At 44.8% G+C, this 12,613-nt stretch carries 12 protein-coding genes, 1 tRNA gene and 1 pseudogene; 8 read left to right on the forward strand and 6 right to left on the reverse strand.

Annotated elements, in window-relative coordinates; translation table 11 throughout:
• Positions 1-26 precede the first annotated feature (26 nt).
• The 7 genes and pseudogenes from rlmN to M1D30_RS08230 all read left to right on the forward strand — a co-directional run bounded on the left by rlmN (position 27) and on the right by M1D30_RS08230 (position 5,310).
• Positions 27-1,109, forward strand: a complete 1,083-nt coding sequence (gene rlmN, locus M1D30_RS08200; RefSeq protein ID WP_248502838.1) for a 23S rRNA (adenine(2503)-C(2))-methyltransferase RlmN — start codon at positions 27-29, stop codon at positions 1,107-1,109.
• Between the two features lie 11 nt (positions 1,110-1,120).
• A complete protein-coding gene (gene pdxA, locus M1D30_RS08205) occupies positions 1,121-2,248 on the forward strand; it encodes a 4-hydroxythreonine-4-phosphate dehydrogenase PdxA (RefSeq protein ID WP_248502841.1) in 1,128 nt (375 codons plus the stop codon).
• Positions 2,241-3,449, forward strand: a pseudogene (locus M1D30_RS08210) (sigma-54 interaction domain-containing protein); the annotation flags it as partial. The gene pdxA and the pseudogene M1D30_RS08210, both read left to right, overlap by 8 nt.
• 30 nt (positions 3,450-3,479) lie before the next feature.
• Positions 3,480-3,935: an LptE family protein gene (gene lptE / locus M1D30_RS08215; RefSeq protein WP_256466183.1), complete on the forward strand. Its 456-nt coding sequence runs from the start codon at positions 3,480-3,482 to the stop codon at positions 3,933-3,935.
• Between the two features lie 4 nt (positions 3,936-3,939).
• Positions 3,940-4,707, forward strand: coding sequence for a tetratricopeptide repeat protein (locus M1D30_RS08220; protein ID WP_248502843.1), 768 nt, complete (start codon positions 3,940-3,942; stop codon positions 4,705-4,707).
• 8 nt (positions 4,708-4,715) lie between these two features.
• Positions 4,716-5,078 carry a preprotein translocase subunit SecG gene (gene secG, locus M1D30_RS08225; RefSeq protein WP_248502846.1) on the forward strand — a complete coding sequence of 121 codons (363 nt, stop codon included), beginning with the start codon at positions 4,716-4,718 and terminating at the stop codon, positions 5,076-5,078.
• A gap of 158 nt (positions 5,079-5,236) precedes the next feature.
• Positions 5,237-5,310: transfer RNA gene (locus M1D30_RS08230), tRNA-His, on the forward strand.
• A 43-nt stretch (positions 5,311-5,353) separates the two neighbouring features.
• Here M1D30_RS08230 and M1D30_RS08235 read toward each other — a convergent pair.
• From M1D30_RS08235 to M1D30_RS08255, 5 genes are all read right to left on the reverse strand, one after another.
• A complete protein-coding gene (locus M1D30_RS08235) occupies positions 5,354-6,502 on the reverse strand; it encodes a glycosyltransferase family 4 protein (RefSeq protein ID WP_248502848.1) in 1,149 nt (382 codons plus the stop codon).
• Positions 6,499-7,635, reverse strand: a complete 1,137-nt coding sequence (locus M1D30_RS08240; protein ID WP_248502850.1) for a glycosyltransferase family 1 protein — start codon at positions 7,633-7,635, stop codon at positions 6,499-6,501. The genes M1D30_RS08235 and M1D30_RS08240 overlap by 4 nt, the downstream gene beginning before the upstream one ends.
• Positions 7,632-8,579 carry a glycosyl transferase gene (locus M1D30_RS08245; protein ID WP_248502852.1) on the reverse strand — a complete coding sequence of 316 codons (948 nt, stop codon included), beginning with the start codon at positions 8,577-8,579 and terminating at the stop codon, positions 7,632-7,634. Before M1D30_RS08245 ends, M1D30_RS08240 begins: the two co-directional genes overlap by 4 nt.
• On the reverse strand, positions 8,569-9,513 hold the full coding sequence (locus tag M1D30_RS08250; RefSeq protein ID WP_248502855.1) for an acyltransferase: 945 nt from the start codon (positions 9,511-9,513) through the stop codon (positions 8,569-8,571). Before M1D30_RS08250 ends, M1D30_RS08245 begins: the two co-directional genes overlap by 11 nt.
• Positions 9,514-9,576: 63 nt before the next feature.
• On the reverse strand, positions 9,577-10,719 hold the full coding sequence (locus M1D30_RS08255) for a glycosyltransferase family 4 protein (protein WP_248502857.1): 1,143 nt from the start codon (positions 10,717-10,719) through the stop codon (positions 9,577-9,579).
• A gap of 102 nt (positions 10,720-10,821) precedes the next feature.
• On the opposite strand from M1D30_RS08255, the gene M1D30_RS08260 reads away from it, so the two are divergent.
• Positions 10,822-11,763, forward strand: coding sequence for a glycosyltransferase (locus M1D30_RS08260; protein WP_248502859.1), 942 nt, complete (start codon positions 10,822-10,824; stop codon positions 11,761-11,763).
• A gap of 3 nt (positions 11,764-11,766) precedes the next feature.
• Here M1D30_RS08260 and M1D30_RS08265 read toward each other — a convergent pair whose 3' ends face one another.
• Positions 11,767-12,612 carry a glycosyltransferase family A protein gene (locus M1D30_RS08265; protein ID WP_248502861.1) on the reverse strand — a complete coding sequence of 282 codons (846 nt, stop codon included), beginning with the start codon at positions 12,610-12,612 and terminating at the stop codon, positions 11,767-11,769.
• Between the last annotated feature and the right edge of the window lies 1 nt (position 12,613).

Here is a 12,613-nt window from a genome sequence, read left to right on the forward strand (position 1 = left end):
ATATGGAATCTACAAAGATAGGGAACATGAACAAGAAAGTGCTACTTGGACTAACGGCTACGGAACTGAAACTGGTTGCGAAGGAGTTGGGTATGCCTGCCTTTACGGGTGGACAAATAGCAAAGTGGCTCTACGAAAAGAATGTCAGAAGCATTGATGAGATGACCAATATCTCAAAACAGAACAGAGAGAAGTTGGCAGAACATTACTGCGTCGGCAACATGGAACCTATTGATTGCCAGCGAAGTATCGACGGAACGATCAAGTATTTGTTTCCTGTTAGGACTGAGGGTTGCGATGATATCGCAACGAACGAAAAAGGACTATTTGTTGAGACCGTATTCATCCCTGATGGCGACAGAGCGACCCTCTGCGTATCAAGTCAGGTGGGCTGCAAAATGAACTGTCTGTTTTGTCAGACAGGCAAGCAAGGCTTTCAGGGGAACCTGACTGCTGGCGATATTCTGAACCAGATTTATTCGCTGCCCGAAAGAGAGCGACTGACCAACGTGGTGTTTATGGGACAGGGAGAACCTATGGACAACCTGGACAATGTGCTGAAGACGACAAGCATCCTGACGGCTGCCGACGGCTACGCATGGAGTCCTAAGCGCATCACCGTGAGTAGCGTGGGGGTGAAGAACAAGCTCAAGCGATTCCTTGACGAGAGCCAGTGTCATGTAGCTATCTCGATGCACTCGCCCCTACCCGACCAGCGCCAGTCATTGATGCCCGCTGAGAAGGGCATGTCGATTACTGACACCGTAGCCCTGCTGAAGCAATACGACTTCACACACCAGCGTCGCTGTTCGTTTGAGTACATCTGCTTTAGCGGTCTGAACGACACATTGGAGCACGGTCGCGAGATTGTCAAACTGCTGCAGGGTCTGGAATGTCGTGTCAACCTGATTCGCTTTCACCAGATTCCTGACGTGGACCTGCCTGGTGCCAACGAGCAGCGCATGGAGCAGTTGCGTGACTACCTGACACAGCACGGGGTATTCACCACCATTCGTGCGAGTCGCGGCCAAGATATCTTTGCGGCCTGCGGACTCCTTTCAACTGATAGAAAAAACAAGGGGCTCAGAACCCCTAAAGACTCTCAATAAGCTCAACAACTATGGAACAAGAAAGAAAAATACGCGTAGCCATTACGCATGGTGACACCAACGGCATTGGCTATGAAGTGATATTAAAGACATTTGCAGACCCTGCGATGCTGGAGATTTGCACGCCCATCGTCTATGGCTCGCCCAAGTTGGCCAGCTATTATTGCAAGACGCTGGGCTTGGAAACGCCATTCACCGTCATCAAGGATGCGAAAGAGGCACATGACGCGCGTTTGAACTTGCTCACTGTGACCGAAGAGGAGATTAAGGTTGACCTGGGTATCTCAACGCCCGAGTCGGGCATGGCCGCAAAGATTGCCATCGACAAGGCACTGGCCGACTACAAGGAGGGACTCTTCGACGTGCTGGTAACGGCTCCCGTCAGCAAGAACAGTATTCCTGGCTTCAACGGCCATACCAACTACATTGAGAAGACTCTGGCCGACGGCAAAAAGGGACTGACCATTCTGACCAACGACGACCTGCGCGTGGCTCTGGTAACCAACAATGTGGCCATTAAGGATGTGGCAGAAGCTATCACCAAGCAGAAAATTGTTGAGAAGGCGCGTTTATTCCATCAGGCATTGAAGCGCGACCTGCGCGTGGCCAACCCTCGCATTGCCGTACTGGCTTTGAATCCCCGTTGTGGAGAGGATGGTATTCTGGGCGACGAGGAGCAGACGATTATCAACCCTGCCATCAGCGAATTGGCAGAACAGGGCATTCAGGTGTTTGGTCCCTATGCTGCCGATGATTTCTTCGGACGCAGTGCCTATTACCATTTCGACGGTGTGCTGGCCATGTACCATGATCAGGGTCAGACGCCTTTCAAGGCTGTGGCCTATGAGAACGGCGTACGTTTCACCACTGGTTTGGACATCATCCGAACAGCACCAGCTCATGGTGTATGTCTGAACATGGTGGGCAAGAACATGGTGGACGAACAGTCGCTGCGCAACGCCATCTATGAGGCTATCGACGTATGGCACAACCGCCAGAACTACGACGAGCCTCTGGAGAACCCGTTGCCCAAGCTCTATCACGAGAAGCGTGACGACAGTGAAAAGGTGCGTTTCCGTTCATCAGGCGACGACAAGTCGAAAGCGCCTAAGGAAACTAAGTCAGCTAATTATGAATAACGTTGAATTACAACGAATAAAACAGAGATATAACATCGTGGGCAACTGCGATGCGCTGAACCATGTTCTGGACGTGGCGCTGCAGGTGGCTCCTACGGATTTGAGCGTACTCATCATTGGCGAGAGTGGCGTGGGAAAGGAGATTATCCCTCGTGTGATTCATGACAACTCGCCTCGCAAGCGCGAAAAGTATTTCGCCATCAACTGCGGCTCTATCCCTGAGGGAACCATCGACTCAGAACTCTTTGGCCATGTAAAAGGTTCATATACGGGAGCTGTCAACGACTCTCCAGGATACTTCGGTGCTGCCAACAAGGGCACGCTGTTTTTGGACGAGGTAGGCGAACTGCCATTAGCCACGCAAGCCCGATTGCTACGTGTGCTGGAGACTGGCGAGTACATTCCCGTGGGTGGCACAGAGATTCGTAAGACCGACGTGCGCATTGTAGCAGCAACCAACGTCAACATCAGACTGGCCATCAGCGAAGGACGTTTCCGTGAGGATCTCTACTATCGATTGAACAGTATTCCCATCCAGATGCCGCCTCTGCGCGAGCGTGGCGAGGATATCGTACTGCTGTTCCGTCTCTTTGCCATGCAGATGGCTGAGAAATACCGTATGGAGCGTATCACACTGACCGATGAGGCCAAGCACATGCTGATGCGCTACAAATGGCCAGGAAACGTGAGACAACTGAAGAATATCACAGAACAGATTTCCGTTCTGAGCAAGGAACGCACCATCACCCCTGAGATTCTGGCTCAGTTTATTCCACAGGATAAGGAGACAACGCAACTGGCTGTGGTGAATAACAGCAACAGCGACCATTCGTTTGAGAACGAACGCGAGATTCTATATAAGATTCTGTTTGAGTTGCGTGGCAACGTGAACGACATGCGTCGCGAGATGGGACAACTGAAGAAGCAGATGGAGGATGTGCAAAACAAACACACTATCATTGGTGCGCCTGCAACAACGTCCATCACACCGATTCAACCAATCCACCCCATGATGGAGGAAGCTGAGGCTGAGGAATATATTGAGCCGACGCCTGAGCAGGAGAACTTGAACTTAAACGACCTGAGCAGACAGATGTTGGAAAAGGCTTTGGAGCGTAACAAAGGCAATCGCAAGAAAGCGGCACAGGAGTTGGGCATTAGCGACCGTACACTCTATCGCAGACTGAAGCAGTATGGCATGATGATGGTGATTTTCGTGGCATCGCTCTTTATGTCGTCGTGCTACACCTTTAATGGTGCCAGCATCAACTACGACATAACAAAGACTATTCAGATAGCCGACTTCCCCATTCGCTCTAACTACGTGTGGGGACCGATGGCTAACATCTTTAATACAGCGCTGAAGGACCAGTATGCCAATCACACCAAGCTATCGCAGGTGAAACGCAATGGCGACCTGAAGATTGAAGGTGAGATTACGCGTTACGAGCAACGCAACAAGTCGGTGAGCAGCGAAGGCTATTCTGCCCAGACGGAGTTGTCGATGACCGTCAACGTAAGGTTCACAAACAACAAGAACCACGAGCAGGACTTTGAACGCCAGTTCACATCCCAAGCCTCGTACGCAACAACGCAATCACTCAACTCTGTACAGGAGGAGCTTGTGACGCAGATGACGAAAGACATCATTGATCAGATTTTCAACGCTACAGTAGCAAATTGGTAATAGAATGGATATAGTAGAACTGATAGATCACCCTGAGAGAATGGATCGCGACTCACTCTATGAGTTACGTTCCATGCTAGCGCTATATCCGTATTTCCAATCGGCGCGACTGCTACTGCTGCAGAATCTTTATCTGCTGCACGACCCATCATTTGACCAGGAACTGCGCCAGGCAGCCATCTATATCACAGACCGCAAGGTGCTGTTCCAGATGATTGAGGCCGCCCACTATCAATTGAAAACTCAGAAACAGCAGACGGAGAAGAAGGCTGTCAGCGCAGACGAAAGAGACAGTCGTACGCTGTCACTGATTGACGACTTCCTGGACTCACTACCCAAGGAAGAGGAGCCAGAGAAGAAAGCCAAGCGCAAGCCCACACCTGCCGACGCTGCTGTGGACTATGTGGCATATCTGCTTGAGAGTGAGACGGAAGAGGAACGTGAGCAAGCCGCCAAGGTGCCACAACTTATTGGACAGAGCCTTATTGACTCGTTCATAAATAACGACAAAGGCAAGATAGTACTCAACGAGAACCCCACCCTCAAGCCTGAACTCGATAATGACGCATTTGAGAGCAAAAAAGAGGGTAAACAGGGTGAAAAAGGATATTTTACGGAAACTTTGGCCCGAATTTACATCAAACAAGGCAATTATTCCAAAGCTTTAGAAATTATTCAGCAATTAAGTTTGGAAAATCCGAAAAAAAATGTTTACTTTGCAGACCAAATACGTTTCTTAGAGAAATTAATAATAAATAATAATAAAAAATAAACAACAAAATGGGAACTTATTTTCTTTTAGTGATCCTCATCGTGATTGCCGCCATTCTGATGGTTGGCATTGTTCTGATTCAGGAATCAAAAGGTGGTGGTTTGGCTTCAAACTTCGCCTCTTACAACCAGATCGGTGGTGTTCGTAAGACCACTGACTTCATCGAGAAAGCTACTTGGAGCTTGGCTGCCTTCATGGTTGCTGTCAGCGTTATCTGCGCATATGTAGCACCCAAGAACGAAGATGCAGTTAACGCCATCGAGAAAGCCGTCGAGGCTCCTATGACCAGCCCCAGCAATGCTAATGGTCTTGGCGCAAGCCCTGTACAGGAAGAGGCTCCCGCTGCTCAGGCTCCTGCCGAGAACGAGTAAGTCAACTTCCGGACATACAAGAAAGCCCCTACTCTCCTCAAGCAATAGAGAAGATTGGGGCTTTTTTCATGCCATATTAAAAAAAATACGCAATTAGTTTGGTAATATCAAAAAAAAGTCGTACCTTTGCACTCGCTTTTAAGGAAGCAACCAACATGGTGCCCGTAGTTCAGTTGGTTAGAGCGTCAGATTGTGGTTCTGAATGTCGTGGGTTCGAGTCCCACCGGGCACCCTCAAAAAAAGACATCGCTGAAAAGCAATGTCTTTTTTTTGTTTTAGAACACAAGACCTTTTAAGAACGCGACATACTGGGCATAGACAGAAGCCTCATTATATCGATAAACATTCTGACGTGCAGCCGCACCCATACGAATGCGACTTTCCTGATCCTCTATCATACGACAGATCTTCGAAGACATATCGCAAACATCACCATTCTGAACCAGAATACCATCTTCCCCGTTAGCAATGATACTACGAGGACCGTTATCACAATCAAAGGAGACAACGGGCAAGCCACATGACATAGCCTCAATGATAACCAAGCCAAACGATTCCCAACGTGAAGAGCAAACAAGAAAATCACTCTTCATATACTCAGCATAGATATTGGTTGTAGCTGGGTGAATGGCAACACGCTGTAAACGAAGAGAAGACATTTGGGATAAAAGAGCGTTTTTCTCCAAGCCATCACCATAGATATCCAAGAACCAATCAGGATGCTGCTGCTCCACTTCCTGCCAAGCCTGCAAAAGAAGATCCTGTCCTTTCTGATAATCCAAGCGTCCCACAGCAATCACATGTTTTTTTTCTTCTGAAAGATTGACTGCCTGAGAAGGGAAATACGTAAGCGTATTAGGCATTACCACAGTTTTAATCCACGGTTGCCAACAGCGAGCATCCTCTTCTGTCAGTGCAATAAGGACATCATAATTAGATACTGCCAATTTTAATCGCAACAAATCCTTGTAGGCAATCTGCCGACGCCAGAAAAAATTAGTGCGCTGCACTTGCATCTCATGATCTACCATACCCGTATGCGCCTCGACAACAAGTTTCTCGGTAGTATGTGCCTTATACAAGGCTTTCAATTCGTGTGCGTCCTTGTCGGTAGAAATAATGACGTCTGCCTTTTCTTCCTTCAAGAAGACATGCAGGGCCTGCGACAACTTACGACGTAACCTTACCTTCTTATAATAACGCAAAGGATAAGCCGATTTATAGGCAGAATAGAGATGAACATCCAAGTCAACCTGTCGCACCTTAGGCGACAACTCATACGGGAAAGGCTCACCATTCTGCTCATATGTAAGCAGTATCACCTCCCAGCCCATCTGCTCGGACAGGTAATTTGCTTTCATGGCCATCATACGTTCTATGCCGCCTTTGCAATAATTGGCATGATGAAGAAAAATGATTTTCATAGGCATTGATCTACTACTTTCTGCATCTGCACTTTCCATGACAGATGTTCCACTGAGTGGCGGATATCTTGAGGTGTCATCTGAAGTTGTTCTTCGAACGACACGATACGGGCAATATCAATAGGTGATTCGTCTGCAGGAACCTTCAACACATAAGGTTGATGGTCGAAATCACTATCATTTTCGGAATAGACAAAGGGAATACCACGACAGGCATATTCGCGATTCTTCAAGGTCTTAATATCAGTAATACCACAACGATGGCGGGCCAAACTGCCAACAGCAAAATTAGCTTTAGCAAAGACTTCATTCAACTCATCACCAAACAACTGATCATGGAAGAATACCTTATCAAGAATTCCATATTTTTTTGACAGTTCAAAAAAGCCTGGTGCGTGTTCATCATTATACATCTCTGACCTCCATATGCCACCGACGATATGAAAGTAAACAGGCTTCACGTTGGGTTGACGATAGTACTCACCCAAGCCTGCTATCAGTCGATCATAGCCATGCCAATAGTGCACCTCGGCAACACCAATTAAATGAAGTTCCTTGGTGGTATCGACTTTCTGATGCAAAGGCATGCAATCAAAATCCACGCCATTACTGATACGGATGGTACGCTGACCAAAGATCTGTTCAAGATTGGTAAAGGTGACAATAGCCTCAAGATGACGTGCTAACCCTTTACGGAATATCTGATCAATGCGCAGTTGCAGACGCTCAATGCGAGAAAAGCCTTCAAACTCCTGGTCATAGGGATAAGTAGGAATCTCCATCACTGCTTTAATACCAGCTTTCTTTAATCTGGCAAAGAAATGATTCAACCATGGGTTTGCATTCTGGAAGCAACGAGCATAGACCATCTGGATGCCGTTCGACACGCAATAGTCATAAACAGCGCCATAACTGATACGCTGACGAAGACCAGCCATTCGTCCGGTACCATAATCCTCAATAACAGTTCCTTCATCAACCAACCGCTGCCAATGTCCATTCTGCCCCACATCATAATAGCAAAGATGAACCTCGTGACCATTCTGACGAAGGCCCTTCACCTGATAATGAATCTTCTTAGAGATGCCACTTACTTCAGAGAAACCGTGATATACAAGAAATAGTATCTTCATCCCTTATGCTGATGTAAATTTAGTTTGGTTAATAACGCTATCCACAACCTATACCACGCCCATCGATTTTGTTTATAGTCGGTGGCGTAGATATAATGGTCCTTAAAACGTGTCAAATTAAACTGATGGCCACCATCACGGAAGATGGTGTTCTTGGGCAAGATATTCCTCTTATAAAGCGTCTCAGAATATTCCGTCTCACTCAACTTAGTAATCTCCATTAGAGAAACGTTATCACCATAGTCACGATGGCAGTCTTGAGTGACTCGCAGAAGATGACCATTGTAATCTATCAATGATCCGCCATTACGTCCATACTCGTTACTCACACATATAGGAGAACAAGGATGCTTCACAAACGTACCTTCAAGGAGATTGTCCGTCATATAGAGCTCTTGATAGTACATCCAATCCTTCTGATAGGAAGTAAAGAGATAATAGGATTCGCCTTTTTTATAGATATGACTATCGTTCAAGTTATAATGAATGCCTTTTGTACGTTCCTGACGCAACAGTGTACGCACCTTTGAAAAAGAGGTCAGCTCATCGTTATCAGCACGGTAAAGATGAATGGCATCACTTTCCTGTGACTCAGGCACCATATAGACCACACCATTATCCTCAAAAACATAAGGAAAGGAGAGATGAAAGGGTTGTTTAAGAACAACAACAGGCTCTGTCCAAGTTACTAAATCAGATGTTTTCACCATGGCTATCACACCAGGATCATCCCAATGCTGTAATTCGTAGAACAGATAAAGAATATCGTCTTTAACAAAAAGGAAGGAATCGGCCTGATAGAGGACTGGTTTGGGGCGCCACATACCCGTGATATGGCGTTGATAGACAAGATGACGCTCGTCAAAACAATCGAGCGACAACCGACTATCAGCGAAAACGGCTGGAGCAAAAGCACCTTCTTTTCGAAAAAGTTTATCTAACATTTTTATCATTACTACTTGTTATACTAACCAAAATACGATTCAAAATAGTCTTACCAACATATGCCAAAACAAATGACAACAAAATAGCAACTAAGAGAAGTAGCATATTATTATATAAATTATATGCCTTCAAATATAATGACCATATTACAAATTCATGTATAAGATATAATTCTAAAGAAATACTTCCCGTAAAAAAACAAAAATGTCGAAATAAAACAGGAATTCTAGATAGTAATATAATACATCCAATAACCATAACAGGAGTACCCAATGCTGTACAAAGAGGGAGGAAGCAACTAATCCATAAAGGTAATTCTATCATTTTGGCAATTATGACAAGAAGAACAGCGAAGATAAACGCCCCCAAGCACATATATAATCTCTGTTTATAAATTATTTTGGGGAAAAGAGCGAAAAACATCCCAAAGACAAAGACTGGTAGGCGTCCCAAAGTCCATGTCAAGACACCGATAGGACTTCTCCAATTATATCCTACTATAGGAGTTAAAAAGAAGTGGGAGAGGAAATATGCTATAAGAACAGTTAACGCCCCTAATTCAGGATACTTCATCAGAAATCTATATAATAGAGGGCTCATAACATAATAAATGATTATTGAGTGGATAAACCACAAATCAAGACTAAAACATGACCAAAGGTTTATATGAAGTTCTGATAAACATGAATCATCTACTTGGAATATAGACCATTTAAACAACCCAAAAAACAAACAAGCAGGAAATAGACGCTGTAATCTATGATAAAAAAAGATACGAACACTATTTTTAGCAAGAGAGCGAACCATTCCCATTCCTGACAAAAAAAGAAAAATCTCAACCCCCCAATGACCATAGTTATGAAAAAAATTAAATGGAGGGAAACTTGAGAACTCTTGATGTGAAAGCATTATGGAGAACATTGCTAATCCCATAATACCATTTCTGTATTTGCTCAGTTGTGAAAAAAAATCGTTTATCAAGAGTTTCATTATATATTATATTAAAGAATCAAACAATTTGCGCCACTGACTCATGATACGGTCTTTTGAATAAAAGGCCATATGCTGCTTGGCCTTACGTCCAAGTTGGCGACGCAGTTCATCATTCTCCATCAACAAGCAAACCTTATCTGCGAAAGCCTCAATACAGCCATCTTCCACCAGATAGCCATCCTCTCCATCGTTGATGATATAACGCGGGCCACTGGGACAATTGAACGAGATGCAAGGCAAGCCACAGCCCATAGCCTCCTGCAAGACAACGGGGAAGCCTTCGTAACGAGAAGTCAACACACAAAGGGAACTAGTCATATACTCATGTTCCATATCTTTTGTGGGAGGCATAAATATCACTTGCTGCTCGATACCATATTGTTTTACCTTCGTTTTCAGGTCATTTAGCATAGCGCCTGTGCAGAACATGCGCAAGGTCCAATCTGGATGACGCTGAGCCACCAATCGCCAAACATCAATCAAGCGATCAGGAGCCTTTTCGTATTCAGCACGACCAACATATATGACACTCTTAGCCAATAAAAGGTTTTCCTCCTCTGGATAATACTGAACGGCATTGTTGATGACCTTAACCTGACGGACAGAGTGCCATAGCTGTTCTTCCAAAGTGTTCAGTACTACTACCTCATCGAACTTCTTGGCCGAGGCATTCAACTGATGCTCTATATAAGCAGCCAACAGTTTATATACCCCACCCTTCAGTCTGAGATTAGGCAAAGCACGGATATTCTTCTTTGTTGTGTGAACCTCTGCTATAGCAGCTTTGGCATAGCGCTTATAAAGATTCACGAACTTGGCATCGCGACTGAAGGTAGAGATAATTATGTCGGGTTCGATTTGTGCCAAGGTTTGCGTCAAAGCCTTTTTATATGCACGCATCAAACGCAGATAAACCATCAACCTCTTTAATGGACCATACTGATACTGCTGAAAGAAGTTGATGTTTAGGTCGACAAGATGTACTTTCTCTGAAAGAGGAAAGAATGGCTCAATGCCATTTTGAGAATCTGTAATCAGGAACACCTCATATCCCCAATGGTCAGCCATATAATTAGCCTTACTGATGATGATTTTGTCGGCACCACCAATATTGATAAAAGCGGGATATATGTAGGCTAATCGCATAGATTATTCGATTGTATATGTGGCAAAGGTACAAAAAACATAGAGCAAAACCAAATACTTTTCAAAAAAAATTGTACCTTTGCATCAAATAGTTCGAACAACATGAAGCAGAACATTAAATTCAGTGTCACGATTCCTGCCTACAAGGATAAATACCTTAAGGAAACGATTGACAGTGTGTTGGCACAGACGTATCAAGACTACGAGGTTGTGATTGTTAATGATGCATCGCCATACGATTTGGACAGTATTGTGAACCAATACACAGACCCACGTATCCGCTATTTCAAGAACGAGAAGAACTGCGGTGCCAAGAACGTGGTGGATAACTGGAATATTTGTCTGAGTCATGCTACAGGCGACTATCTCATTTGCATGGGAGATGACGACAACTTGACGCCACGCTGTCTGCAAGACTTTGCCGAGCTAATTGAGAAGTATCCAGAATTGGACTTATATCATGCCCGCAGCGAAATTATTGATGATGATTCGAACTTTGTATGTGTACTTGAGGAACGTCCTGAATGGGAATCGGTATATTCACTCATTTACAACCCACGAAATACGCATTTAGGCGACTGGCTCTTTAAGACCGACACGCTCCGAAAGAATGGAGGCTTTTACAAACTCCCCTATGGGTGGCAGAGTGACGATATCAGTGCTTTTATCGCGGCTGCCAGTCATGGCGTAGCCAACACCAAAGAGCCTGGATTTCAGTATAGAGGAAATGGTCTTTCAATTAGTCACGACCTGACATGTATTGAAGATAAAATTGAGGCTGTGCGCTTCTCTATCAAATGGCGCTTGGAATTTGTAGCCGACAAGCATTCAGGCAATGCAGACGATGAGAAACTGATTGAACTTATCAAACGCGATGCCCTATCGAAAGGCAATCAGGATATTGATGACATGGTGGAGTTTGATATTCGCAAACACCTATGGAGTCGCAGTTGGTTCTGGCTATGGAACCGACAGAAGCACGACATATCCATGAAGCGCTACTTGCGCTGCGTATTGAAGACCATCAAATATCGATTAAGATAGTACTTACATCATATTTTCTTTGGTGTCCTCGTAATGATCAGTCGAATGAAAAATACGGGTAATCCCCTTTCCCTGTACTTTAATACGATGCCATAGACTCTGAAACAGGGAACCTTCATTGAGTGTTCCATAACCCGTTACTGGGCGAGCCTTACGATTATACAAGAAGGAAATCTTGCCGAACTTCTTCAATTCAAGGGCTAACGATCCATCCTCACCACGACGGATATCGGTACGAATCTTCACCTGACGGGCATAATCGGCACGGAATGCAAAGGTCATGCCACGAACATTTAGTTCTGGACGCTTAAAATGTTGAATCCATAAAAATGCGTCACGAATGAACTCAAAGAGGAACAAGCCAAAAGCGGAATGCTTTTCATCAGGATAATAGCTCCAGAAAGTGCCAACACATGACACACCTGATTTCTCGAGCTTATGCATCATCAAATCGACATAACAAGAAGGATAGAGCGTATCTGCATCAATAAAGAAATGGTACTTGCCCTTGGCATGTTCCAAGCCACACTGTCTGGCATAACCAGGACTTTGCTTTGTCTCGTTATAATAAGGCAAACCGAAAGACTTATAAACGAGCTCTGTATCATCTTTCGAGTTATTATTAACGCCAAGAATTTCTAATGGATACTTAGACTTTAGATTACTCAGTGCCCACAAACAAGCAGGAAGGCGTGTAGACTCATTATAGGCTATTACAACAACACTAACCAACGGTTCTGAACTTTGCAGCGAAGCCAACCTGGCACGACTTTCGGCAATGATATGATGAGGGACTACGCTAAAAGGCATCCCATAGATGGAAAGATATTGATTGTACCAATGTGCCATA

The sequence above is a fragment of the Prevotella sp. E15-22 genome, assembly GCF_023204875.1.
Lineage (GTDB): Bacteria > Bacteroidota > Bacteroidia > Bacteroidales > Bacteroidaceae > Prevotella.